At 45.5% G+C, this 26,969-nt stretch carries 21 protein-coding genes and 2 tRNA genes; 9 read left to right on the forward strand and 14 right to left on the reverse strand.

What is annotated here, in order from left to right:
* Positions 1-67: 67 nt before the first annotated feature.
* Together DW039_RS15915 and DW039_RS15920 are read right to left on the reverse strand one after the other, a co-directional pair.
* Complete coding sequence (locus DW039_RS15915; RefSeq protein WP_009037789.1) at positions 68-985, reverse strand: bifunctional UDP-sugar hydrolase/5'-nucleotidase; 918 nt, start codon at positions 983-985, stop codon at positions 68-70.
* Between the two features lie 22 nt (positions 986-1,007).
* On the reverse strand, positions 1,008-1,778 hold the full coding sequence (locus DW039_RS15920) for a 5'-nucleotidase C-terminal domain-containing protein (RefSeq protein WP_016273980.1): 771 nt from the start codon (positions 1,776-1,778) through the stop codon (positions 1,008-1,010).
* Between the two features lie 259 nt (positions 1,779-2,037).
* Here DW039_RS15920 and rplS point away from each other — a divergent pair, with 259 nt between their 5' ends.
* Positions 2,038-2,391 carry a 50S ribosomal protein L19 gene (gene rplS, locus DW039_RS15925; protein ID WP_004292313.1) on the forward strand — a complete coding sequence of 118 codons (354 nt, stop codon included), beginning with the start codon at positions 2,038-2,040 and terminating at the stop codon, positions 2,389-2,391.
* A 757-nt stretch (positions 2,392-3,148) separates the two neighbouring features.
* Here the strand turns inward: rplS and DW039_RS15935 are convergent.
* The gene (locus DW039_RS15935; RefSeq protein WP_005825067.1) at positions 3,149-4,129 is read right to left on the reverse strand and encodes an ROK family protein; all 981 of its coding nucleotides are present in this window, start codon (positions 4,127-4,129) and stop codon (positions 3,149-3,151) included.
* A gap of 176 nt (positions 4,130-4,305) precedes the next feature.
* Here DW039_RS15935 and DW039_RS15940 point away from each other — a divergent pair, with 176 nt between their 5' ends.
* From DW039_RS15940 to DW039_RS15960, 5 genes are all read left to right on the forward strand, one after another.
* Complete coding sequence (locus tag DW039_RS15940; RefSeq protein WP_120382135.1) at positions 4,306-5,022, forward strand: ABC transporter ATP-binding protein; 717 nt, start codon at positions 4,306-4,308, stop codon at positions 5,020-5,022.
* 54 nt (positions 5,023-5,076) lie between these two features.
* Positions 5,077-6,336 (forward strand): ABC transporter permease, encoded by a 1,260-nt coding sequence (locus tag DW039_RS15945; RefSeq protein ID WP_005825072.1) that lies wholly within the window; start codon positions 5,077-5,079, stop codon positions 6,334-6,336.
* Positions 6,337-6,341: 5 nt separating this feature from the next.
* The gene (locus DW039_RS15950; protein ID WP_005825074.1) at positions 6,342-7,583 is read left to right on the forward strand and encodes an ABC transporter permease; all 1,242 of its coding nucleotides are present in this window, start codon (positions 6,342-6,344) and stop codon (positions 7,581-7,583) included.
* A 78-nt stretch (positions 7,584-7,661) separates the two neighbouring features.
* Positions 7,662-8,765: an efflux RND transporter periplasmic adaptor subunit gene (locus DW039_RS15955; RefSeq protein WP_025833228.1), complete on the forward strand. Its 1,104-nt coding sequence runs from the start codon at positions 7,662-7,664 to the stop codon at positions 8,763-8,765.
* 30 nt (positions 8,766-8,795) lie between these two features.
* Complete coding sequence (locus tag DW039_RS15960) at positions 8,796-10,124, forward strand: TolC family protein (protein WP_005825078.1); 1,329 nt, start codon at positions 8,796-8,798, stop codon at positions 10,122-10,124.
* An 84-nt stretch (positions 10,125-10,208) separates the two neighbouring features.
* Here DW039_RS15960 and DW039_RS15965 read toward each other — a convergent pair whose 3' ends face one another.
* The 3 genes from DW039_RS15965 to DW039_RS15975 form a co-directional block, all read right to left on the reverse strand.
* A complete protein-coding gene (locus DW039_RS15965; protein ID WP_009037786.1) occupies positions 10,209-11,126 on the reverse strand; it encodes a hypothetical protein in 918 nt (305 codons plus the stop codon).
* 14 nt (positions 11,127-11,140) lie between these two features.
* The gene (locus tag DW039_RS15970; RefSeq protein WP_005825088.1) at positions 11,141-11,833 is read right to left on the reverse strand and encodes a DUF4476 domain-containing protein; all 693 of its coding nucleotides are present in this window, start codon (positions 11,831-11,833) and stop codon (positions 11,141-11,143) included.
* A gap of 100 nt (positions 11,834-11,933) precedes the next feature.
* Positions 11,934-12,770 (reverse strand): S1 RNA-binding domain-containing protein, encoded by an 837-nt coding sequence (locus DW039_RS15975; RefSeq protein ID WP_005834783.1) that lies wholly within the window; start codon positions 12,768-12,770, stop codon positions 11,934-11,936.
* A 193-nt stretch (positions 12,771-12,963) separates the two neighbouring features.
* Here DW039_RS15975 and DW039_RS15980 point away from each other — a divergent pair, with 193 nt between their 5' ends.
* The 3 genes from DW039_RS15980 (at position 12,964) to DW039_RS15990 (ending at position 14,263) form a co-directional block, all read left to right on the forward strand.
* On the forward strand, positions 12,964-13,965 hold the full coding sequence (locus DW039_RS15980; RefSeq protein WP_005825092.1) for a malate dehydrogenase: 1,002 nt from the start codon (positions 12,964-12,966) through the stop codon (positions 13,963-13,965).
* Positions 13,966-14,102: 137 nt separating this feature from the next.
* Positions 14,103-14,175: transfer RNA gene (locus DW039_RS15985), tRNA-Phe, on the forward strand.
* Between the two features lie 15 nt (positions 14,176-14,190).
* Positions 14,191-14,263: transfer RNA gene (locus DW039_RS15990), tRNA-Pro, on the forward strand.
* Positions 14,264-14,304: 41 nt separating this feature from the next.
* On the opposite strand, the gene DW039_RS15995 is transcribed toward DW039_RS15990, so the two are convergent.
* From DW039_RS15995 to DW039_RS16030, 8 genes are all read right to left on the reverse strand, one after another.
* The gene (locus DW039_RS15995) at positions 14,305-15,222 is read right to left on the reverse strand and encodes an AraC family transcriptional regulator (RefSeq protein WP_005834782.1); all 918 of its coding nucleotides are present in this window, start codon (positions 15,220-15,222) and stop codon (positions 14,305-14,307) included.
* Between the two features lie 122 nt (positions 15,223-15,344).
* Positions 15,345-16,499, reverse strand: coding sequence for a lactaldehyde reductase (fucO, locus tag DW039_RS16000; RefSeq protein WP_057281353.1), 1,155 nt, complete (start codon positions 16,497-16,499; stop codon positions 15,345-15,347).
* A 25-nt stretch (positions 16,500-16,524) separates the two neighbouring features.
* Positions 16,525-17,334 (reverse strand): rhamnulose-1-phosphate aldolase, encoded by an 810-nt coding sequence (gene rhaD, locus DW039_RS16005; protein WP_057281354.1) that lies wholly within the window; start codon positions 17,332-17,334, stop codon positions 16,525-16,527.
* Positions 17,335-17,381: 47 nt separating this feature from the next.
* Positions 17,382-18,392 (reverse strand): L-rhamnose/proton symporter RhaT, encoded by a 1,011-nt coding sequence (locus tag DW039_RS16010; protein WP_005825105.1) that lies wholly within the window; start codon positions 18,390-18,392, stop codon positions 17,382-17,384.
* A 22-nt stretch (positions 18,393-18,414) separates the two neighbouring features.
* On the reverse strand, positions 18,415-19,668 hold the full coding sequence (locus DW039_RS16015) for an L-rhamnose isomerase (RefSeq protein ID WP_009037783.1): 1,254 nt from the start codon (positions 19,666-19,668) through the stop codon (positions 18,415-18,417).
* A 41-nt stretch (positions 19,669-19,709) separates the two neighbouring features.
* Positions 19,710-21,182, reverse strand: a complete 1,473-nt coding sequence (locus tag DW039_RS16020; protein WP_057281355.1) for a rhamnulokinase family protein — start codon at positions 21,180-21,182, stop codon at positions 19,710-19,712.
* A 117-nt stretch (positions 21,183-21,299) separates the two neighbouring features.
* Positions 21,300-24,497: a glycosyl hydrolase gene (locus DW039_RS16025; RefSeq protein ID WP_243635042.1), complete on the reverse strand. Its 3,198-nt coding sequence runs from the start codon at positions 24,495-24,497 to the stop codon at positions 21,300-21,302.
* Between the two features lie 99 nt (positions 24,498-24,596).
* On the reverse strand, positions 24,597-26,939 hold the full coding sequence (locus tag DW039_RS16030) for a GH92 family glycosyl hydrolase (protein ID WP_081030678.1): 2,343 nt from the start codon (positions 26,937-26,939) through the stop codon (positions 24,597-24,599).
* Positions 26,940-26,969: the final 30 nt, after the last annotated feature.

Consider the following 26,969-nt stretch of genomic DNA (forward strand, 5'->3'; position numbering starts at 1 on the left):
CATGTGCAGATATTTTCTCTTAAAAAGGAAGGGAGGGCTTTTTCAGTGCCCTCGTCTTTTCATCATGCTATTTTTCAGTTAAAGTAAGTACCATTTCTCCTACGTAGATGCCACTCTTTCCGGTGTGCAGCACGGGAACGCTCTTGCCGTCCGCATTCAGATAAACGGCAGGCTTTTCCATAAAAGTATGCGAATGTCCTCCCAAAATGACATCAATGCCACGCGTCTTGCCTACCAGGTTCTCGTCGGAAGCGCCTTCGGGATTTGCACTGCGGATACCCAAATGAGACATGCAAATCACAACCTCGCAATTCTCCTTCTCCCTGAGAAGGTCTGTCATTTCCTGGGCCACCTTTATCGGGTCGTTGTAGACAATGCCTACGCATTTATCCGCCTGCACCAGCCCTTCCATCTTGGGGGCCAGGCCGAAGATACCGATTTTCACCCCTTCGCGCACCAAGGTGATATAAGGCTTCACCAGTCCTTCGAGTACCGTACCCGTCACGTCATAATTGGAACAGACCACGGGAAAATCCGCCATACGGAACAATTCCGCCATATTCTCAAGTCCGAAATCAAATTCATGATTACCTATCGTCATGGCATCATAGCCCATGAGGTTCATCATCTTGACCTCCAGCTCGCCTTTGAAAAAGTTATAATAAGGGGTGCCTTGCGAGATGTCTCCGCAATCCAGCAGCAACATATCCGGATGCTTGCCGCGAAACTGCTTTACAAAACCGGCACGGCGCACCACACCGCCCATCCCGGCATACTCGTCGGCAGCCTCGGCGCTGATGGGTTCTATACGGCTGTGCGTATCGCTGGTGTGCAGGATAAACAGTTGTTTTCCGGATTGGCCGGACGATACAGAATCGGCGGACACCAGGCAAAGGGGTTCTTCAGTAATGACACGCCCCTCTTGCTGTGCCGATGCGGGGAGCATGAAAAGCAGCAGGGCTGCCAAGGAATACATATGTTTCATAGAACTTCTGTTTTTTTAATGCTTACTCTTTAACGACCACTCTTCCCTCCATGCGCGAAGTCACCTTCTTGCCGGCTGCCGTCTGCTTCTCCACATACTTCATGAACAGACCGCGCAGTGTAGCCCCATCCGGGCACTCCCTTTTATCCGCCTGCAGGAAAGCCGTCATTCCATCGTTTCCATCAGCCAGATAATCAATCGTGGCAACCGTATAGTCACGGTCATCCTCCACCGGCTTGCCGGCAATGGAAGCCTGGAGCAGCTTGCCATCCTTGCTGATTTCCAACTGTATACCACTCACCCCTTCACCAAGTCTCACCGCAATGTTTTCAAACAAGTGCTTCATGGCAGAGCCTTTCATCGTCAGCACACAGAGCGAATTCTCAAAAGGCAATATCTCATAGATGTTTTCGGTAGTGATGTCTCCTTCCGTCAGGGAGTTCCGGATTCCACCGATATTGATTAGCCCCATATCGGCCGGTTTGCCCAGCACTTCCACCGCAGCCTCACGCAGTACATCTGCAATCAGATTGGATAAAAGGCTTTCGGGCCGGAATCTGTCCATCGACATTTCTGCGGTTCCCACCACATGATACATAACGCTGTCCATCCGGGCCTTGTAAGGCGCCAGCAAAGCCACAGCTTCGGCATCCGGCTCGGCATCCCAAACAGAGTTCATGGGAATTCTGCCTCCCTCTACCTTGGTCACTTCGTAGGAAGAATGGCAGGAAACCAATAGAAGCGCAACCGCCAACACTGCCCCCGCAAGGAGACTGAAAGTTTGTTTCTTCATATTCATTTAGTTTTAAATTGCTACAAATATACTTTTCTTTTGCGACTGAGCCACACAATTAACCGATTATTTAGACTTGCGTTTAGCAGAATGAAACGCTCAAAAATCATCCCAACTGGCGAAAAAAAGCTTGAAGCACTTGTGTATCTGGCAAATAATTCGTTCCTTTGCACCGCTTTCGCGCAATCGCTGTCAGGACACCAAGAGAGAAGCCTGGTATGTTGCGTTGTAACGATGAAACAATTTAATAATAAAAACAATGGATTTAATTAAAATTGCAGAAGAAGCATTTGCTACCGGAAAACAGCACCCGAGCTTCAAGGCAGGTGACACTGTAACAGTAGCATATCGTATTGTCGAGGGTAACAAGGAACGTGTACAGCTGTACCGTGGTGTTGTTATCAAGATTGCCGGACATGGAGACAAGAAGCGTTTTACAGTACGTAAGATGTCAGGAACCATAGGCGTAGAACGTATTTTCCCGATTGAATCACCGGCTATCGACAGCATCGAAGTGAACAAAGTGGGTAAAGTTCGTCGCGCTAAACTGTACTACCTGCGAGCTCTTACCGGTAAGAAAGCAAGAATCAAAGAAAAAAGAGTTAACGGTTAATTCCAGACTCCTATTTCGAAATAAAAAAGGGAAACTGACAATGTCGGTTTCCCTTTTTTAGTGATATACACAATAGGCATACACACCATGCGATACTCTACTGCTACTCCCTCATTCAAAACATTGTAAGCCTGCGCTCCTTTCCTTTCACATAAGCCTTCCTTCTTGCTGATATGTTAGTTTATCAGCGCCCAACGGCCGTGAGGCGCTCTGCTAACGACCGTCAACAAGGTGCTTTATGGCCGTTAGGCGAACGCCTCACGGCCGTTAAACAGCTCTCATATGCATAGCTTGCCTATACTGAATACCTATCTTATCCATACCAAAAGCCTGACTTCCACCTATTATCGCACGGGCTTTTACGAAGTTAATACCGTGTTTGCAGGAAACCAATAGCTTGTTTACACGATATTGGCAAATTGCTCCATATCCTATTAATTTATTGTACTACAAGATATTAATAGATTATTTGGCGTAAATTTAAGGTGGAAGCAAAAGTTGCTTCCACCTTTTCAAGTTGCTTCCACAGCATCCGCAACCCCGATGAATAAAGGGATACAGAGAATGGGTGGAAGTGTGGAAGCAACTTGTGACATAACTTTATTGCTGAGGAATATGTGCCACCAAAGAAAAAAAGGTGTGTCGAAACTCTCATAAACTAAAAATCACCCTCGCCACAGATAGGTGTAGCGAGGGTGACTTCGATAGAAGGGGAGTTTTGACATATCCCCTCCTTTATCAGTTTCCCTAATATTGATTACTTGATATCTCTCAGCTCCCAGCCCAACGCACTGGCACCCAGCACTGCAGCATCAGAGTCCTTCAACTCGGAAGCCAGCAACTTGGTCTTACCTTTATAGATATTCAATACATTGTCGTCAATAGCTTTCTGGATAGGCTTGAAGATATAGTCTCCCGCTTTTGCCAGACCACCGAACAACACGATAGCTTCCGGACTGGAGAAAGCGATGAAGTCAGCCAAAGCCTCACCCAAGATGGTTCCGGTAAACTCAAAGATGTCTTGAGCAATCTTGTCACCCTTCACCGCTGCATCATACACATCCTTGGAAGTAATGTTTTCTGCCGGAATGTCGCGCAACAAACTCGGTTCGGTACTCTTGGTCAAGAACTCACGTGCAGAACGCGCCACACCCGTAGCCGAACAATAAGTTTCCAGACAGCCGTGACGTCCGCATCCGCAGAGACGTCCGTTTTCACGACGGATAATAGTATGTCCCAACTCTCCGGCAAAACCGTCATGGCCATACACCATCTGACCGTTAATAACGATACCGCTACCTACACCGGTGCCAAGAGTTATCATGATAAAGTCTTTCATACCACGAGCCGCACCGTAAGTCATTTCACCGATACCGGCAGCATTGGCGTCGTTTGTCAAAGCGGTAGGGATACCCAAGCGCTCTTCAAACATGGCAGCCAAAGGAATTACACCCTTCCAGGGAAGGTTCGGGGCAAACTCAATAGTACCGCTGTAATAGTTTCCGTTAGGAGCACCGATACCGATACCTTTTATCTTGTCTACGCCACCGTTGGCAATAATGAGCGGCAACAGATTCTTGCAAACTTCGTCTACGTAATCATTGACGTCCTCATAAGCTCCGGTTTTGATGGAACTGCTTGCAATAATAGTTCCGCGTGCGTCTACAATACCAAAGACGGTGTTTGTTCCGCCTATGTCAATGCCCACTACATAGGGCTTTTCCATGTTTGAATTCATGATATTACTTTTGTTTAAAGGGTTAGTTAATCACATTCATGGTTACAAAAATCACAAAGAAAAACGACACTGCAAAATCTTTTTTTAAAAAAGTTTGCAACTTTTGCAACTTTTCGTAGCATTGCTGCGTCTAATAGTGAAAATTAATAAGAGTAAAGCAATAAACAGGGAAAACAGTGATACAACTAAAAGACATTAACAAGACCTACAACAACGGAGCACCGCTGCATGTGCTCAAAGGTATCAACCTCAACATTCAGAAAGGCGAATTTGTTTCCATCATGGGCTCATCGGGTTCGGGAAAGTCCACTTTACTCAATATACTGGGTATTCTGGATAGTTACGACACGGGGGAATATTATCTGAACGGTACCCTCATCAAGAACCTCAGCGAAACGAAGGCAGCCGAGTACCGCAACCGTATGATTGGTTTCATCTTCCAGTCCTTCAATCTCATTTCCTTCAAGAATGCAGTGGAGAATGTGGCGCTTCCTCTCTTTTATCAAGGAGTGAGCCGCCGCAAACGTAATGCGCTGGCACTGGAATATCTGGACCGCCTGGGGCTGAAAGAGTGGGCACACCACATGCCAAATGAGATGTCCGGTGGACAGAAACAACGTGTAGCCATCGCCCGTGCCCTCATTACCCAACCGCAGATTATCCTTGCCGATGAACCTACCGGCGCGCTCGACAGCAAGACTTCCGTAGAGGTGATGCAGATTCTAAAGGAACTGCACGATACGGGCATGACCATCGTAGTCGTGACCCACGAAAGCGGTGTTGCCAACCAGACGGACAAGATTATCCATATCAAAGACGGTATCATAGGTAGCATCGAGACGAATCTGAACCACGATGCAAGCCCGTTCGGAAAAGACGGATTCATGAAATAATAAAGGAAGAGCCCCCTCCCCCTTTAATTTTTAATTCTTAATTTTTAATTATCAATGATAGACCTTTGGCAAGAAATATACGGAACCATCAAACGCAACAAACTGCGTACATTCCTGACGGGCTTTGCCGTGGCATGGGGAATCTTCATGCTCATCGTGCTGCTCGGAGCCGGAAACGGTATCATACATGCCTTCGAGCAAAATGCGTCGGAGCGTGCCTTGAACTCTATCCGCATCTTCCCCGGCTGGACCACCAAGTCATACGACGGTCTGAAAGAAGGACGCCGCGTCCAACTGGACAACCGGGACATGGATGACACGGAGAAGCAATTCACCGAAAATGTCATCAGTGCCGGTGCCACCGTGCGTCAAAGTAATGTAAACGTCAGCTTCGGACAAGAATATATCAATATCTCTCTGCTGGGCGTATATCCCAACTACACCGAAGTGGAAACCGTGAAAACAGCGGACGGACGTTTCATCAACTACAACGACCTGAAAGACCGACGTAAAGTCATCATCCTCCATAAGAAATCTGCAGATATCCTTTTCGGAAAAACGCATACTGAACCCATCGGACAATTTGTCAATGCCAGTGGAGTGGCCTATCAAGTAGTAGGCCTCTACAATGACCAGGGAGACCGCGAGGCAAACGAAGCGTATATCCCCTTCTCCACCTTGCAGACCATCTATAATAAAGGAGACAAGCTGAATAACATCATCTTTACAACCAAGAACCTGCACAGCATAGAAAGTAACGAAGCCTTTGAAAAAGAATACCGCAAGGCTATTGCCACCAATCACCGCTTTGACCCCACAGATGAGAGCGCCATATGGATATGGAATCGTTTCACCAACTATCTGCAGACACAGAATGCAATGGGTATCCTCCGGACTGCAATCTGGGTTATCGGTATCTTCACACTGTTGAGTGGGATTGTCGGCGTGTCGAACATAATGCTGATTACCGTGAAAGAACGTACCCGGGAATTTGGTATCCGTAAGGCATTGGGAGCAAAACCTTTCTCCATCCTTTGGCTGATTATTGTGGAAAGCGTGACTATCACTACGCTATTCGGTTATATCGGTATGGTGGCAGGCATCGGGGTGACGGAATGGATGAACTCTGCTTTCGGTAGCCAGACGATGGATGCCGGCATGTTCCAGCAGACCATGTTCTCCGATCCCACCGTAGACCTCAGTATTGCTATCCAAGCTACCCTGACCCTTATCATAGCGGGTACGTTGGCTGGGTTCTTCCCGGCTAAGAAAGCGGTAAGTATCAGTCCTATTGAAGCACTTAGAGCAGATTAAAGATTATGAGAATAGACATAGATACGTGTGAGGAAATCCTCATCACAATAACAAGGAACAAAACGAGAAGCCTGCTTACGGCGTTCGGCGTATTCTGGGGTATCTTTATGCTGGTGGCGCTTATCGGTGGCGGCCAGGGCATGCAGGAAGAACTAAAATCCCAGTTCGAAGGATTTGCAACCAACTCGGGCTTTATCGCTGCACAAAAGACAAGCGAGGCTTATAAAGGTTTTCGCAAAGGACGATGGTGGGATTTGGAGATGGAAGATGTGGACCGTGTACGCAATGTGGACGGTGTGGCGCTTGCCACGCCTTCCATTGCCTTATGGGGACAAGTGGCTGTCTACGGAGACAACAAGTACGACTGTAGTGTGAAAGGCTTGTATCCCGAATATGAACAGATAGAACATCAAGAGATGACCTATGGACGTTTCATCAATGATGTCGACATTAAAGAGTCGCGTAAAGTGTGTGTAATCGGCAAACGTGTTTATGAAAGCCTCTTCAAACCCGGTGAAGACCCCTGCGGCAAATATGTCCGGGTAAATGGTATCTATTACCGGGTTATCGGAATGTGTTCATCCGAAGGCAATGTCAATATACAAGGGCAGGCCTCTGAAGCCATTACATTGCCTTTTTCCACCATGCAACAGACCTACAACCTCGGAAAGAAACTGCATGTAGTATGTTTCATCATGAAACCGGGAGTAAAAGTGAAAGACGTGCAGCCCGAAGTGGAACGTCTTGTAAAAGCGGCGCACTACATTGCTCCCGATGACAAACAAGCCGTCATGCTTCTGAATGCGGAAGCTATGTTCTCCATGATGGACAACCTGATGATTGGAGTGCGCTTTCTAATCTGGATGGTAGGTTTGGGGACGCTGTTTGCCGGAGCTATCGGCGTATCGAATATCATGATGGTAACCGTCAAGGAGCGCACAACGGAAATAGGCATACGCCGTGCCATAGGTGCCCGTCCTAAAGACATTCTGCAACAAATTCTTTCGGAAAGCATGGTGCTGACCACTATAGCGGGTATGGCAGGTATTTCTTTTGCCGTATTTGTACTGCAAATACTTGAAAAGGCCGCCAATGACCCTGGAGTTATCAAAACCCACTACCAGGTTTCATTCGGACTGGCTATCGGAACCTGCATCCTCCTCATCGCATTAGGAGTGCTTGCCGGACTGGCACCTGCCTATCGCGCCATGGCAATCAAGCCAATTGAAGCCATCAGGGATGAATAAACTTATAGAGAGACCACTAACCGTAAGCCATGAAATAATGGCTATATCAATCGTAAATAATTAAATCGTAAATATAAGATGAAAACAAAGAAGTTTCTGAAAATCGCATTATTGGTAGTAATTGCTGCCTTATTCATTTGGACATTCGTTTTTCTGTACCAGAAGTCCCAACCTAAAGTAACAGTATACGAAACGATAGTTCCGGAAGTGACAGACCTTGAAAAGACTACCGTAGCCACCGGCAAAGTGGAACCGAGAGATGAAGTCCTTATCAAGCCGCAGATTTCCGGTATCATTGCCGAAGTATACAAGGAAGCAGGACAAAGTGTGAAGCAAGGGGAAGTGCTTGCCAAAGTAAAGGTGATACCCGAACTGGGACAATTGAACTCTGCCGAAAGCCGCGTACGATTGGCGGAAATCAACGCTGCCCAAGCCGAAACGGATTTCGCCCGTACCCAGAAACTGTACAACGACAAGCTTATCAGCGCTGAAGAGTACGAAAAAGGGGAAGTAAGCGTGAAGCAGGCACGCGAGGAACTGCAGACAGCAAAAGATAATCTGGAAATTGTAAAGGAAGGCATCACCAAGAACAGCGCCTCTTTCAGTAGTACCCTGATCCGTTCCACCATTACCGGTCTGATTCTGGATGTACCCATCAAAGTCGGTAACTCGGTTATCATGAGTAACACTTTCAATGACGGAACCACCATCGCTACCGTTGCCAACATGAACGATTTGATTTTCCGCGGCAACATTGACGAAACGGAAGTGGGCCGTGTGCACGAAGGCATGCCGGTGAAACTGACAATCGGCGCCCTGCAGAATCTTTCGTTCGATGCCACACTGGAATACATATCTCCGAAGGGTGTGGAAGAAAACGGTGCCAACCAGTTTGAAATCAAAGCTGCCATTGCCGCACCGGACAGCGTACAGATACGTTCCGGCTATTCTGCCAACGCAGAAATCGTATTGGACCGTGCCCAGAAAACGCTTGCCGTACCGGAAAGTACCGTTGAATTCAATGGTGACAGCACCTTTGTATACGTAATGACGGACAGCGTACCGGTACAGAAGTTCGAACGCCGCCCCATCCAGGTCGGCATGAGTGACGGCATAAAGATTGCCATCAAAAGCGGTATCAGTGCCCAGGATAAGATTCGCGGTGCAGAGAAAAAGGATTAACAAACGGAATAGCTTAAAAAGATATACGATATGAATAAAAAGATATTCTTATACCTCGCAATATTCGGCAGTATCTCAGTGCAGGCGCAGGAACGATGGTCTTTACGCCAATGCATAGACTATGCCATCGAGCATAACATCAGTATCCGCCAGACAGCCAACGCTGCCGAACAGAGTGCTGTCGAAGTAAATACAGCCAAATGGGCACGACTGCCGAACCTGAATGCCAGTGCCGGCCAGAGCTGGAACTGGGGACGTACGCAAACAGCCATCAAAAATGAGGATACGGGAGACTATTCCACTGTATACGTCAACACCAGCAGCCACGGCACTAATATGTCTGTCAATACCAGCATACCTATCTTTACCGGTCTGGAAATTCCCCACCAGTATGCATTGGCCAAACTAAACCTCAAAGCTGCCATTGCCGACCTAGACAAAGCCAAGGAAGACATTGCCATCAATATAGCTTCGGCCTACCTTCAGGTGCTGTTCAATGAAGAGCTCCACCAGGTGGCGTTGGGACAAGTGCAATTGAGCAAAGAGCAATATGTCCGCATCAGCCGGCTTGCCGACTTGGGAAAAGCCTCTCCGGCAGAACTGGCAGAAGCCAAAGCACGTGTGGCACAAGACGAGATGAATGTAGTGCAGACAAACAACAACTATAAGTTGGCCCTGCTCGACCTTAGCCAGCTTATCGAACTGGAAACACCGGAAGGGTTCAATCTGGAATCTCCGGCAGTCAATCTGGATTTAGTCCCTCTCACTCCTCCGGATGAGATATTCCAAACAGCCATGGTGAGTAAGGCTTCCATACAAGCTGCACAGTTCCGCTTGGAAGGCAGTAAACACAATATCCGTATTGCCCAGAGCAACTACTACCCGCAACTGAGCCTGAACGGTAGTCTCGGTACGAATTACTATTCTACCATCGACCGTACTTTCAGCCAGCAGATGAACGATAACTTCAACAAATATGTAGGATTCAACCTCAGCGTACCTATTTTCAACCGTCTCTCTACCCGTAACCGGGTACGCACGGCACGCCTGCAACGTGAAAACTATGCCTTGCAATTGGATAATGCCAAGAAGACACTTTATAAGGAAATCCAACAAGCATGGTACAACGCCGCTGCTGCCGAAAGCAAATATACCAGTAGCCATACAGCCACCGTTGCCAGCGAAGAGTCTTTCAAGCTGATGAGCGAAAAGTATGAGAACGGAAAAGCAAATGCCGTAGAATACAATGAAGCAAAACAGAACCTTATGAAATCCCAATCAGACGAATTGCAAGCCAAGTATGACTATCTGTTCCGTACCAAGATTCTGGATTTCTATAAGGGAGAACCGATTGAATAAAAAAAGAAGTATAATTTTAGTTGTTGTGTTTGATTCTCCCCTCTCCCTGCCTCCAGGCTGACAAGAGGGGAGTTTTTTGTTCTTCTATCTCCTTTCCGAAGAGCGGGAAGAGCTACTGCCGGTAGAACTGCGGGTAGTGCTTGAAGAGCTGCTGCGACGGCTTTCGGAACTCCGTACGCCGGAAGCATTTCTTCTTTCCTTGCTTGCCGTCTTTACCCTGCTACGGCTGGGGCTCTTATCATTATTTTTAGTTCTTGTGGTTTCTATTTTCTCTTTACTCGACTTTCTGCCACTATCCACACTACTACGTCGCGTACTGCTGTTACGTGTACCTGTGCTAATGCGATTATTACTACCGTTGCTACGTCGCGTGGTATATACATCATCCCTGCCTGCCGGACGCTTATGCGAATTAGGGCGGATGTTCACCGAACCGAAATCTGAACGGCGGCTGGTGTGGTACGACTTATCATTCCGAATACTCCACGAACCGGTATAGTGCGGATGATGGTAACGACCGCGATAATAGCTGTTGTGATAGTGCGTACGATAATGCCCACCGCAATATGTACGGTAATGATACGGCCGCGGGAAATAGAAATGATTATGGTTGGTGTAAGTGATGTAAACCCTAAAAGACCAACGACCACCACTTACATAAACCGGACGGTAAAAATAGGCGGCCTGCATGAAACGGCCGTACTGCCGGTTATTCAGCACCCATCGAAGGTCGTCATTGCGCACATCCAGATAATCGTAATAGCGATTTAATGCCCATTCCTCCCCCCGAAGAACGTCATCCATCAGATAGCGTATACCGGAAATGAAATCATAGTTTATTTCGTACACGTCATTATACTGTTCTGTACTCAGGTTCAATTCATAGGCCATCTTGTCCGTAAGAAAGCGGGTCTCTTTACGCACTTTGCTGTTGCTCATTGCCGCACTACAAACAGCTGTACTCATCATAGCGGCAAAAAATATAAATATAATCCGTTTCATAACCCCTCCTTTTTTTAGTTATTCTTCTCATGATATTGTTTGATGAAGGCATTTATCTCGTTCTTGTCCGACGAGAAGGTCAGCTTGTCTATCGCATAATAGAAATTCGGTTTATCGGCTATTTTAGGATAAATCTTCTTCATCAACTGTTTCTTTTCACTGTCGAAACGATAAAAATCCATCAGACGAATACACTGGTCAGTAGTGAACCAAGAGGTCAGCAAGGCATGGTCGAGCACTTCCTTACGGTCTGAATCGAAACTCTGTTTTTCCATCAGCCCCATAAACTGTTCGAAGGCAGATGGTGACATCACCGGTTCATGCTGCTCGCCTCCTAACGGTCTGTCACCGGGTCTGCCAGGCTTGTGATGATTAGAAGTACCCCAGTTTCCACCAGGTCTTTTGTCCTCTGGAATGAAAATATCTTCCACTTCATTGATGGAGCAATGCACACGTTCATCATATAGAAGTTTTCCTCTTCGGGAATTCTCCCCACGGGATGGCGCTTCATAAACCTCTACCCGACAACTACCACGCAGATTGGCTACAAAACAACTGAAAGTAGGCAGGCAAACCTGCTGTCCGTCGACCAGTACCACCACTCTACGGTATGGACTTTCTATACGGATTCCGTCTATGGGCGCCGCTTTTATTGCGGGAAACGCTACCAGAACTAGACAAACACTTAATATCAAATGACGTATCATGACTTTTCTTTTTTTATTGTACGACAAAAATAGGGAGAGGAAATTCCCCTCCCTAATGATTGTCTCTATTTACAAGTAGGGAAATTCCTAATGACTGGGACTAATTCCTAATCCTGATTCCATCTTCCTCCAATACAACCAGATGTTTTTTATACAAATCTCCCACAGCCTTTTTGAAGGTTTTCTTGCTGACACCGAAAGTTGCATAGATTTCTTCTGCCGGACTCTTGTCATTCAAAGCTATCCGTCCGCCCTGTTCACGGATATAGTCCAGCAGCGTAGCTGAGAAATCTTCTACTTTAGCCTGCCCCGGTTTTTGAAGCAGCAGGTCTATCTTGCCGTCTTCACGTACCTGCTTCACATAGGCTTTCATCCTCATGCCCGTGTGCAGTGGCTGAAATATCTCGCTCTCATATAGCAAGCCGCTATATTCATCGTTGATGATCGCCTTGAATCCCAAATCCGTCTTCTGCCAAATCAGGATATCCACCTCCTGCCCCGACTCATAGGCGGCCTTCTCTTTGGAAAGATAACGGTCTACCTTGGCCGATGCCACGATACGATAGCTTTCATCATCCAAATGGGCATGAACCACATACTTCTTTCCCACCTGCATCTTCATTTTCTGTTCGCGGAAGGGGACGAAAAGATCCTTCATCAATCCCCAGTTAAGGAAAGCACCATACTGGTTTATCCACGCCACCTCCAAGCAGGCAAACTGCCCGACCTGCACTAACGGTGTCAGAGTAGTGGCTACCAGACGTTCTTCGTTATCAAGATATATAAAAACGTTCAGTTTGTCTCCCACCTTACAGTCTTGGGGGACATAACGCGACGGAAGCAGAATTTCACCTTCTTCGCCACCGTCCAGATACATGCCGAAGGCTACCTCCTTCACCACTTCCAGCGTATTGTACTTTCCTAACTCAATGCTCATAGTTTCTTACTTATCTTCATTTTCCCAACAAAGATAAGTAATTTAGGTACAATACAGCAGTTCGGAAAGAAGAAATAACTTTTTGCTCTAAAAGATAACTTTTTTCTATGAACAACTCTCTTCAAAAAGGGTTATCTTTGTATCGTGACAATCAGCAAGAAAAGATATTACTCACCTTTAAATAAAAAAGATTATGGAATTTCTGACAAATGACAAATTGACAATCGTCGGCGCAGCCGGCATGATCGGTTCAAACATGGCACAGACTGCAATCATGATGCATCTCACTCCCAACCTATGTCTGTACGACCCTTATGCTCCCGGACTGGAAGGTGTGGCCGAAGAGCTGTTCCACTGCGGATTCGAAGGAATGAACATCACATTTACCTCCGATATCAAAGAAGCGCTGACCGGCGCCAAGTATGTGGTATCATCAGGCGGTGCCGCCCGCAAGGCCGGCATGACCCGCGAAGACCTTTTGAAAGGCAATGCCGCTATTGCCGAAGAATTCGGCAAGAATGTAAAAGCCTACTGTCCGGATGTGAAGCACGTGGTTGTCATTTTCAACCCTGCCGACATCACCGGTCTGATTACCCTATTGTATTCCGGCCTGAAACCTTCACAAGTGACCACACTGGCTGCCCTCGACAGCACCCGCCTGCGCAGTGAACTTTCCAAGCACTTCGGCATCGCCCCCGACAAAATCGAAAATTGCCGTACCTACGGCGGTCATGGTGAACAGATGGCTGTATATGCCTCTACCGCCAAGGTGGACGGTAAACCGTTACTTGATATCATCGGTACCCCTGCCCTGACTAAAGAACAGTGGGTCGAAATCCAGACTAAGGTAACCAAAGGCGGTGCCAACATCATCGCCCTCCGTGGACGTTCTTCCTTCCAGAGTCCGGCATACGTCTCTATCGAAATGATAGCTGCAGCGATGGGTGGCAAACCGTTCCGCTGGCCTGCCGGTACATATGTACACAGCCACGGCTTCGACCACATCATGATGGCAATGGAAACTGAAATTACCAAAGACGGTGTACACTATAAGGAACTGAACGGCACGCCCGAAGAAGAAGCCAAACTGAAAGAAAGCTATGCCCATCTCTGCACACTTCGTGACGAGGTGATAGAAATGGGTGTACTGCCTGCCATCAAAGACTGGCACAGCATCAATCCGAATATCGACTGATGTCTTCGATAGCAAATGATTTTTAGAAGTAAGGTGCCTCGCTCCATAGAGCAAGAGGCACCTTTTTTAGATATTTTTCCTCAAAAAGCCTTGCGGTATAAAAAAAACTCTTTATCTTTGCACCCGCAAACGAAAAAGGTGCCATAGCTCAGTTGGTAGAGCAAAGGACTGAAAATCCTTGTGTCCCCGGTTCGATTCCTGGTGGCACCACTTTTCAAAAGCAATCGGAATGTAGCGCAGTTGGTAGCGCACTACGTTCGGGACGTAGGGGTCGGGCGTTCGAGTCGCCTCATTCCGACAGAAAAGACTTAACTTTTAGAAGTTAAGTCTTTTTTTGTTTTATACCTCCTCTCCTCCGGTTTCCCGACCATAAGAGCGATACTCCAATGGAGTGAACCCCGTACGTTTCTTAAACGAGGAGAAGAAATGCTCGGTAGACTTATAGTCGAGCATAAAAGAGATTTCTTTCACCGATAAAGAAGTACCCACCAGCAATTGCTTAGCCTTACGCAACTTTAGCTCTTGGAAATATTTTGCAGGAGCATAGCCGGTATAATCCTTAAATACTTTGCGAAACCAAGAATAACTGATATTCAACTTCATTGCCAGTTCTTCCGGGTCAACATCCTTGAATACATTCTCGTTCATGATGATTTTAGCCTGCTCTATTTTCTGATCGACATCACCCACTTCGAAAATCTTGTTTTTAGAGATGGACAATATCATCCCTATCATATGTAGCACAATACCGGCAAGATATTGCTGGGAAGAAATCTTATCAGCTTCCGCAATTTCCAAAGCGCGAGAGAAAAGTGAAACGAGCTCTTCATTCAACCCCACCTCCAACACTTGATTCTCTTTCGATAGAAAACCACCTTTCACCATATCATCAATCACAGCTCCCTCGAAACCAATATAATATTCATTCCAACCCGTCTGCACATAAGGATAATATGTATGCCACTGACCAGGAAACAGCACCATCAGTCGTCCTTTGCACACTTGCTTCTCTGGCGTGGTCTCCGAAGAGAACACCCCCCTCCCTTTAGTAATATAGACCAACTGGTACTCGCGCAGAATCCGTCCTTTCTGCGCATTGAAAAAATAACCGGTAGGATGATCCTTCAACGGATAAGGAGAATTAGGCTGGATAGACTGAAAGCCCACAGTATTTACCCAAAGACCATATTTCTGGTCCATGTCATTTACAATAAGGTACTTAAACTCTACTCCTAAATCATTATAATTTTTAGTCATAACACGTGCCTTCCATAATAGCTCCGGAACAAAAATAGAGATTATTTATGAAAAATCCCGTCCGCAGCGAATATTATTCATCACGGACGGGAATAGACATGTAACCTAAAATAGCGCTTGCCTTAAAAAGCTTTATGATACAGAGCTTCTATATCTTCCACAGATGTAGGTCTCGGATTGCCACCGGTGCAGACATCATTGAAAGCATCGATAGCCAATTGATGCAAATCCTCTTCCCTAACATTGATTTCACGCAACCGCTGTGGAATGCCAATACTTAAAGACAATTTCCGGACAGCATCAATAGCAGCACATATACCTTCTTCCACGCTCATACCTTCCGTATTGACTCCCATCGCCTTCGCAATATGGACATATTTAGGAGCAGCCGGGGACGCTGCATTATACTCCATTACGTAAGGAAGAAGCAATGCGTTGGCCACCCCATGCGGAGTGTCATAATGGGCACCCAAAGGATGGGCCATGGAATGAACGATGCCCAGACCGACATTGCTGAACCCCATACCGGCAATGTATTGCGCTTGAGACATGGCCTCGCGGGCAACCGGATCGCTGCCATTGTCTACGGCAGCTTTCAAATGGACAGCAATCATTTCAATGGCTTTCAGTTCGAACATATCCGACATAGCCCATGCACCCGGCGTTATATAGCTTTCTATGGCATGAGTCAGTGCATCCATACCGGTTGCAGCAGTCAATCCTTTCGGCATGGAATACATCAGCTCCGGGTCAACAATAGCTACTGCCGGAATATCATTAGGGTCTACACAAACCATCTTTTTTTTGACCTCTTCGTCAATGATAACATAATTGATGGTCACCTCAGCAGCAGTTCCCGCCGTAGTAGGTAAAGCAAAAGTAGGGACAGCCTTTTGACGAGTATCCGCCACACCTTCCAGAGACTTCACATCTGCAAAATCCGGATTATTCACAACAATACCAATACCTTTTGCCGTATCAATGGAAGAGCCGCCACCCAAAGCCACGATAAAATCGGCACCGGATGCCTTGAAAGCAGCCACACCATTCTGTACATTGGTAATGGTAGGATTGGCCTTCACATCACTGAAGAGCTCATAAAGTATGCTGTTCTTCTCGAAAACTTCAATCACTTTATCAGCCACCTTGAAACGGATCAAATCTCTGTCCGTTACAAAGAAAGCCTTTTTGAAACCTCTGCGGGCAGCCTCCACGGCAATCGTTTCGCGACAGCCGGCACCGAAATAAGAGGTCTCATTCAATATCATTCTATACATAATTACACACTATCTGTTAAAACAATTATTTGGGCAAATTAAACGCTACGGACATTTCCTTCATTTGAAGCTGGCTCATACCATCCGGTTCAAAACCCATATTTTTGGCAGCGATATAAATAAGGGCGGATTTATTGAGTACATCCACCTGGTCGAAAGCAGCCATCACATCCACATCCACAGCAAACACACCATGTTTCTCCCACATCACTACATCATAGTCATCCAGTTCGCGGATGGTAGCCTCAGCCAATTCTACCGAACTGGGAAGTTGATAAGGGATGATGCCCAAACCGCGGGGACAGAAAGCCTTTGTTTCCGGTATCATACTCCAAAGCAGGTTCGAAGCTACATCTTTTTCCAGAAACTTCTTGTTGTGAGTCATGGCTACCAGCTCAATAGGATGCGTATGCACCGAAGCTTTATAGGGAGAACCTTTCGCTATCAGATTGTTGTGTACACTAAGATGGGAAGGAAGTTCCGATGTAGGCTGTACAGACTGGTCGGCTATAATGACATAGTTGGCACAGTCATCCAGAATGCGGATGACCGAACCGTTCTCCATCGGCCAACGGGCCAAATCGCGCATACGCTTGTTGGTGCCTTTGCAATAAAAATAGCAGTCTTTCAAATAAGGTAAAGTAGCACCGATTGATTTCACCTCACTAATGGCGGGCATAGCCTTGATTTCATCGTCTACAAACTCAGTGATGTTGACCGTAATATTGCCCCCATTACGTTCTGCCCAACCTTTCTGCCAGAGATAACCAGCCACCTCAGCCACCTTATTAACTTCCGCAGCCAGCGCCGGACGATTTTCTAGAATTGATTTCATATATGCAGATATATTTTAGTTTTATATTCAAAGATAGGTATTTAAACTTACCCCAGCAACTGTGGCAGGAAAGAAGAAATTATCAAGACTGCCAAGCCTATGACAAGCACTGTAATTGTCTTGGGTGTACACCCTTTCCATTCCTTCAAAAGGATCCCCCAAACATTGGAGAACGTTACGTTCAACGACATCAGGATGCACCACGAGAATGTGAGCAATACCGGAGAGGCAGCAAGGAATCCCTTACCCAAGCTAAGACCAAAGAACTGGCTGTACCACAACACACCGGCCAAAGCACAAAACAAGACATTGTTTACATAAAGGGATTTCTTGCCATAATCGCCCCAACTTTTGTTCCTGGAATTCTGATAGAAACAATAGACGGCATTCGTAATGAAACCACCCAGTGTCACCATCAATGTAGCAGGCAGTGTCTTGAATATATCCGCACTTTCAGCAAAACAGAGTTTCTCTCCAAAACCCAATCCTATACTGAAACACGCACTCATAAATCCGGCAAGAAGGGCTACAATAATACCTTTAGTAAAATTGAAATCCTTTACGGCCTTCTTCTTCTCTTCTTCGCTCAGGCTGGCAGACTTCATGCTACCGGCCAGACCGATAATGCCAATACCTACCAACGTGACCACTACACCAACAATAACCGATGTTGTCAAATCTCCTGCCTTACCAGTAAATACCGGAGTCAATATCGTTCCCAATCCGGCACAAGTACCCAAAGCGATAGACTGCCCAAGAGCTACGCCCAAATAGCGCATAGACAAACCAAACGTCAGTCCCCCCACTCCCCATAAAGCTCCGAAGAACATAGTCCAAAGCGTATCCGCAGGATTGTTTGCATAAATCTCGAACAGCGAATTGCCGGCAGGTACTGCCAGCAACGCGCCCAAGAACGGAAAAACCAGCCAAGCGAAAACACCTTGTACAATCCAATACGACTCCCAGCTCCACTCCTTGATGCGGTTAATGGGTACATAGCAACTGGATTGGCAGAATGCTCCGATGGCAATAATCAATAACCCTAATATTATTTCCATTTCTGTCAGTTACAAGGGTTTCCTATCCTCTTTTAGAGGTTACATTAGCTTCATACTTCTCTATTTCAGCGATGAACTCCTCACCTACCGGAACATTGTTTTTCAGACAGAACATGTCCCAAACAGCGTTCCAAGGCAAAGCCTTAGCCTCTTCGAGCAGAGCAAGGCGCTGGAAACCTTGACCGGTGGCCTCATATTCGCGAAGCTTTGCCAATGGTTCTAGTAACGCACGCAACATGCATTTCTGCGCCGCACGGGTACCGATTACATAAGCACCGATACGGTTGATGGAAGCATCAAAATAATCAAGACCAATGTGTACACGGTCCAGTGCATCGCAACGGACAATTTCTTGGAAAAGTTCAAGAGTGGGGTCATCCATGATAGTTACATGGTCAGAATCCCAACGTACCGGACGGCTTACGTGGAGCATCAGCTCAGGGACAAAGAGCAACATGGAAGACACCTTGTCTGCAGCACTTTCCGTAGGATGGAAGTGCCCGGTATCAATGGTAATAAGTTTCTGATGCTGTACACTATAGCCCATACAGAATTCATTGGAGCCTACTGTATAACTCTCTAAACCTATGCCAAACACCTTCGATTCAAGGCAGTCCTTCATATGCTTGTATTCCGTAGCAAAAATACGGTCGAGAGAATCTTTGAAAAGCACACGATACTTCATACGGTTTACAGTGATATCCTTGCTACCATCATGCACCCAAAGATTCATGATGCAGGGATCTCCCTGGCGGCGCCCCATTTCTTCGGCAATGGCACGACAACGTTTAGTATGTTCGACCCAAAAGTCACGGATACCTTGGTCCGGATGAGCCAGAGAAAGATTACCGCTCTTCGGATGAGAGAAAGAAGTGGAATTAAAATCCAATTTTATACCATTCTCGGCTGCCCATTGCATCCAGCTTTCGAAATGTTTCACCTCTACCTGATCGCGATCTACGAAGGTACCGCCAAAGTCACCGTAAATCTCATGCAAATTCAAACGGTGCTTACCGGGGATATAAGAAGCAGCTTTCAAAATATCGGAACGCAGTTCTTCCATATTACGGGCTTTACCGGGATAGTTTCCTGTTGTCTGGATACCACCGGTCAATGAGCCGGCAGATTCGAATCCCTGAACATCATCGGCCTGCCAACAATGCATGGAGATAGACACTTTCTGAAGTTGCTCCATTACTTTTTCTACATCCAATCCGAGAGCTGCGTAACGCTCTTTAGCAATTTCATACGCTTTGTTTATCAATTCTTCTTTCATGATACGTGATTTGATTATGAGTTATAAGTTATTGGTAATCATTATCCATTATAATTAGTCATCGTCAATTGCTTGAAGTGCAGGTAAGCGGTATTCCAATCCTCCATATCCTGCGGATAGAAAGTCTTTAATGGTATGGAACGGTTGATGAGCTGTCTCATGGAAGCAATGTCTCTAGCTGCTCCGGCAGCCAATGCCTGAACCATAACGTTACCGATAGCAGTAGCTTCGGAAGGTCCGGCAATCACGGGAATACCGACAGCATTGGCTGTCCACTGGTTAAGCAGTTCGTTACGGCTACCGCCACCGATAACATGTAAAGCCTCCACCGGACGTGGTGAAAGATTTCGCAGGCTATCCAGCACCTGACGGTATCTCAAAGCAAGACTCTCAAAGATACAGCGTACTATCTGTCCATGTGTCATGGGAATAGGCTGACGATAATCGGAACAATAGGTCTTGATGGCTTGCTCCATATTCGCCGGATTGGCAAACAAAGCATCATCCGGATTAATTAGACTACGGAATGGTTCACAAGTACCAGCCTCAACGATGAGTTCGGAATAAGAGATTTCCCCCCATTCGGTACGGCAACGTTCAAGCAGCCACATACCACAAATATTTTTTAACAAACGAATGGTTCCTTCCACACCGCCTTCATTCGTAAAATTCAAGGATTCTGTTTCAGCAGTAATGACTGGAGCATCCGTCTCCACTCCCATCAGAGACCAAGTACCACTACTTAGATAAGCAAAATTACGGTCCATGGCAGGTACGGCAGCAACAGCAGAAGCCGTATCATGCCCGGCAACAGCTATCACGGGGACAGCGCCAAGTCCGGTTATTCGTTGTACTTCCTCCGTCAAGCCCCCTATTTTTTCACCAGGATAGACAAAACGCCCGAAATGAGCTTGTGTCAGTCCAATCTCCTGCAGCAAGGCATCCTCCAGCCTGCAGGTATTGGCATTTACCAACTGTGCCGTACTGGCAATAGTATACTCCGTTACCATCTGACCGGTCAACATATAGCTCAAAGCATCAGGCATAAACAGCAATTTATCTGCAGCTGCCAATGCACTGTCATGATTACGGCGTAATGTATCAAGTTGGAACAAGGAGTTGAAATTCATCACCTGAATCCCCGTCCATCCATACACATGGCTACGAGGTATACGTGTGAAGAACGCTTCCGGAGCACCCACCGTATGAGGGTCACGATAGGAATACGGCTGGCGAAGAAATCCCCCATCCTTACCTACACAGACAAAATCTACTCCCCAAGTGTCGATACCGATGGAAGTTATTTCTACACCTTTACGGGCGGCAATCCTTAGCCCTTCAATAATATGACGGTAAAGTTCATAAATATCCCAGTAAAAATGTCTGCCAGCTTCAATCAGATGATTTGGGAAACGGTTTACTTCTTCCATTTCCAAACCATTCGAAGTAAAAGTTCCCAGAATTGTGCGACCACTGGTAGCCCCCAAGTCGACCGCAAAAAAGCATTGTTTCATGGTAATTAGTTTTAGTTGCTATTCAACGATACAAAAATAGGAGATTATCCCCCTACTTTTTGTACAGTTTTTGATTGAAAGGGTGTCAGATTTGGCAATTTATTATAAAAAGAAGAATTAACGATGCACCGGAAAAGTTTCTATTTCCAATGACACCGGCCCCATCAATCCCGACGGTTGCAAAGAATCACCATTAGTCCAGTTATTAATAGGTATCCAGGTAGTCCGTTCAGATTCAGGCAAATGACTATCACCAATCAAACGATTTTGCCAAGTAGTAACCAGTTCGATCTCCAAATGATTCTTACCGGGTTTCACCAAATCCGTCACTTCAACCCGATAAGGTGGTGTCCAAACTCCTCCAGCATACTGACCGTTTACCTTTACCTTCGCCATTACACCGACACGATTTAGGTTCAGATAAATGCAACCTTTAGGCTTGGCGGTGAAAAAGAAGTCCGTTTCATATATAATGGTTCCAGAATAATAACGTATGTTTTCCTCTACGCTTTTACTCAAATCCTCCAATACATTATGCGTTTGTATCTTTTTGGGACCTCGCAAGGTATCACAGAAAGTCAACGTCCAAGGTTGGTCAATCTGAAAAAGAATTTGTGGATTTGGAAAGTTTTGCACCAGCAATTCGCCAGCCGGTTCCCCACCTGTTCTACGGAACACAATAAACGCACTCTCATAAGGATAGAGTTTTAATGGAACGACAGTTCCAGTTTCTGTCCTCCAATAAGCCGGTAAAGAACGGATCTTTCCATTAATGGCATTCCATAATTCCGGTTGCTTCCGCTGCATACGGAATTCCGGGTAGACTGTTACCTCCTTATTTTCCTGGTTGGAGATAAAATAAATCTCCGTTTGCTCCATTGTTCTATGTCCGTACAGCAATTGCACATCTTCTGGAAGCTTGCAATCCGGTACACAGCGAATGGTAGCCAAGGCCTCGTCCATATCCATATTCACCATTAAAAGCCCCTTCCCTATACAAGCCATCTTTTTCCGGTTACCGTCCAACCCATCCCAAAGCTCAGCAGCCAAAGCCTTCACTTGTTTATCCGCCTCTCCATAATTTTGTCCACTGGGTGAGCGTTCAGGAGCAGGTCCTAAAACGACAGCCCCATCATACAATAATTCTTTGATCTTTTCTAATAACTCCGGCCGCATAGTTTTAAGTTGTGGTAACACCAATATACGGTATTGTGTACCATGAGGCAAAGTCAACAAACCATCTTTCACAAACAAGTCACGCTCAATCACCTCAGCGTTAATATAGTCAAATTGAAACCCTTTAGGTAATGCCGGTTCGGCAATTCCAGTCATTTTAGGAGTATCTTCACCGATAAAATAGGCTACATCTGCCACATTTACCCCTTGCTGTAACATATAGTTTACCCGTTTCAGATAAGAAGTAAACAAATCTAATTGGGAGTACCATGTATTCAAACGGTTAAATTCACTACTGAAAAAATCATTGACTCCCGGAACCCGTTCATCAGACGGTTGAGAAATATATACATGTAGCAGCGTATTATTAATACCTTCCGTAAAGAAACGATCCCCTCTCTTTTTCATCGTAGCGGGATAGCATTCAAACGGACGGCCACCACTTGTAAAAGACTCAGCAGATATCTTATTCTTCCCATAAATATGCCCACAAGAGGAAGCAGCCCGGTTCTCAATATTGCCCAACTCACCAAAACTCCAGAATTCACCACCAATTTCATCAGACTGCCCACCATATTGCAAGAATTCACCTGGAAATCCCCAATGCCCATAATTTTCAAGCCATGTCTGTAACCCGTATTTATGACTGATATCACGCAACCCACCTACATAATCGTACGCTATACGGTCGGCTACCAAGCGACGCATATCCCATAAAAAGCGGTCCGTACGATCCTGGCTTTCCACTACATATCCTTCATAAGCGGGTAAGAATGGTAATGCGTCATAACCATAACGCTGACAGAATGACTCCAGGAAGTCATCGGTAAAGTTTTGCCCTCCGGTCTCATAACTATCTTGTACCACAACCTTCCAACTCCTACGGTCAGCCTCTGGAATACGACGGCAAATTTCCCCCATTAATGCCTCAAAATGTGCTGCAACATGTTTGCGACTCATTTTATCAGTCTCCAAACCGGTAGCTTCCGGATCTGCCGGACTGTTTTTAACCCCAGTCGGACGCATTCCCATACGCATAATAACCCAATCTCCTGCAGGAGCATCCCATTCCAAATTATCACCTTTCAAAAATGAAGATATATCCAATACTCGGTTTGGGTCAACAGCCAACGAAGCATCATCCAACACCGGTTGTTCCCGCCATTGATATTCATGCCAATAAGGAAGAGGCGTCTGATACATTTTAGCCAGTAACTTCTCCGGATAACGTTCCACCAATGGCTGTGACAGCAACTCTATATTTTCCAATTCATAACTTTCCACTTTCTGATCCAACTCCAATCTGAAGTTTCTGCCCACTGTAGCAGGAACAGAAACCACGACCGGAGCATAAGGTTCGAAACCAACGTTCAAAGCTGCATTAAAACGGGAAATCTGAAACTTCGCCAACTCACGGTACTCGTTTCCGTCCTTCACCGATAAATATGCATTAGTCTGAATAGCCTTAGTGGATGGATATATCCGGATACTTCGTAGTGTAAAATCTTCAGTTGCCAAGAAATCTACAACAGTAGCGTCACCAGATGTCTTGGGGAAAACGACTTTACCGGAAGACAGAACAGTCTTTTCTTTAGTAGCTGGAAATGCTATGACTTTAACATCTTGGAAATCATCGGCAGGCTTTTTCAATGTTAAATTGACTTTCTGTCCACCTGATACCTGGCAACTGACAGAAGTAAGATACCTCATTGCCTGCTCTGGCTTCACCCAAGGGCCACCGGATTGGCTCCATCCCGGAGAATTGAAAATACCAATTTCAATTCCTAACTCCGTAGCTGTTTTCAAAGCTATATGCAACACCTTCCACCATTCCTCGCTTCCAAACGCAACCTTAGGATAAGGCGACTTCATGGATTCATCTCCTATACAACCTATGAAAGCACGATTAATTCCTGCTTGTTTCATGGCATATAAATCTTTCACGACTCCTTCTTCTGAAATATTTCCGGCTATCCAATACCAATAAACAGACGTCTGAATTTGCTCTGGCGGAGTCTTGAAGTTTACCTCCAGCATATCCGATGTCTGTTTACATCCCACAAATACAAGGGACAAGAACAAACCGAGTACAATCTTACGATACAATTCTTCCATATTTACCTTTATTTGGTATTGCATGATTAATTAGTATTAGTCACTGTTTTACTGAATAATAAAGGTAGGGAATTTGCGCCCTACCTTTTGTGTGTTTTTGTGGAAAAGCATTAGACAATATACCTAATTTATACCCCATGAGAAATTCGGAGTATTTCCCATTTCCAACTCTAAAATACCTCCGGCCATTATGTCCTTGTAATCCAAATAACATTTGGTATAATCCCGTCCATTTAATCGAACTGATTGAATATAAATATTCTTATCCGAGTTTTTATTAGCTTTTATCATAAAAGTCTTTCCTGCTCCTACTTGAATCTCAATTACTTCAAAAATAGGACTGGTAATCTCATAACGGGTATCACCCGGACAAATAGGATATAATCCGCAAGCAGACAGCACATACCAAGCAGACATCTGTCCAACATCTTCGTTACCGACCAGGCCTTCTACCTTATCATGATAAGCGTTATCACAAATGAACCGTGACCATTTTTGGGTTTTCCACGGTTGTCCCAAACGGTTATACAAATAAGGGACATGGTGTACAGGTTCATTGGCATGGTTATAATAGGCATTCCATAAGAAACTATCCGGGGTTTTTGCAAACATAGTATCCAAATCCGCAATGACTTGTTCGGTTCCTCCCATCAATTCCACCATGCCTTGTATATCATGAGGAACAAACCAGCCTTGTTGAAGCTCGTTACACTCTATACATCCGTACCACTCATGCAATTTTCCATCTGCGGGCCAAGGTTCAAACGAGCCATCCGCTTCCTTCGGGCGAAAACTATGTTTTTCTTTATCATACAGATTCTTATAGGAACGGGATAATTTTGCATAGTATTCAGCATCCTCTCGTTTTCCCATAGCTACTGCCAGCTGAGACATACACCATTCCGTATAGGCATATTCTAAAGTTTTGGAAATACCCAACGGATTGGGAGTATATCCCAGTTCCGCATTCCCGAACATTTTAGAGGTCTTGTCAGCACACTCATAAGCTTTGTCCATATCCAACCGGCAAATACCTTTTGCATAAGCGTCTGCCAATACAGAAATGGCAGGATTACCTAACATACAGCCGCTATAAGCATTCAAAAATTCCCATCTTTCATAATAGCCCTTACCGCTTTCCTCTGCCATTGTAGTTAAAGACAACAATAAGTCATTCACCAAACAAGGATTGATGATGGTCTGCAAAGGCATTTGACTACGGAACACATCCCAACCACTAAAAATTGTTCTTTTAGTAAACAGCTTGGATTCATGAACCCTACCGTCAGCTCCCATATACTTACCATCCACATCAGTAAAATCTCTCGGATCAATCATTGTATGATACAAAGAAGTATAAAAAATCTTTTTCTGTTCATCAGTACCTCCCCGGACTTTTATTTTCGACAAAGCCGCCTCCCATAAATTCCGTGCTTGTGCTTTCACACCATCAAAATTCCAGTCTGCAATTTCTGCCTTAAGATTCTTTTCTGCACCAACCTCACTGACATACGAAATCCCTGACTTAAACAGCACTTCCTCACCTGCTTCCGTTTCAAATTCTGTAAAGAAGCCGATATGCTCTCCTTCATATTCCTCCACATTGTATATGACAGAAGCATCTGATGTTAGTTTCTGAAATTCCGGACTTTCAATAAATTCCAGTTTCCGATTCTGCCCCTCCGGTATTTTGACACTCCACACACCGAAAGTCTTCAAAGGTTTTGAGAATTCGGCATAAAAATACACGGTATAATTCGCCTTTCCCTCTCCATTTCCCCAACCTCCTCCATCGGGAGTACACTCCATTCTACCTGAAATCGTATGCTCATCAATGACTTTCACTGCTTGAAAAGTTGAAGTACCACCTACACGACGGGCAAGGTCTATCTGTATCCGTGACTGTTCACTTTCCGGATAAACCAGCCTCAACATGCCACAATGAGGAGTGGCCGTAGCCTCCACTTTCACCTGATAATCACTCAATAGAACTTTGTAATATCCAGCACTAGCCTCTTCGGAACTTTTATCATAACGAGAACGATATCCACTCATGCCTTTCTCTTTACCCGAATTTGTACGCATAGTACCCACTGTAGGCATGACCAAAAGATTACCCAAGTCTCCTCCCCATCCGATACCGCTCATCTGCGTAAAAGCAAATCCTTCTATAGTTTCATGCTCATAACTATAACCGGAACCATTGTCTCCTCCAGTTATTGTATTAGGACTTACTTGAACCGCCCCAAAGGGAGTTACGGCCCCTGGAAAAGTTTTACCCAGACCATGATAAGCCCCGGCAGCCTCTGTATTAGTACTGGCACCGATAAAAGGATTCACATAATCAGAAACATGTGCCATTTCATCTTTACCCGAATATATGGAACAAGAAGTACAATTCAAAAGAATGCATGCTGATAAAAAGAAACTCCCCTTTCTTACTTTATAAAAAATAGTGTTTGCCATAACCTATATTTATTTTATTAATCAAAAATA

This window comes from Bacteroides sp. AF39-16AC (assembly GCF_003602735.1).
GTDB classification, from domain to species: Bacteria; Bacteroidota; Bacteroidia; order Bacteroidales; family Bacteroidaceae; genus Bacteroides; species Bacteroides uniformis.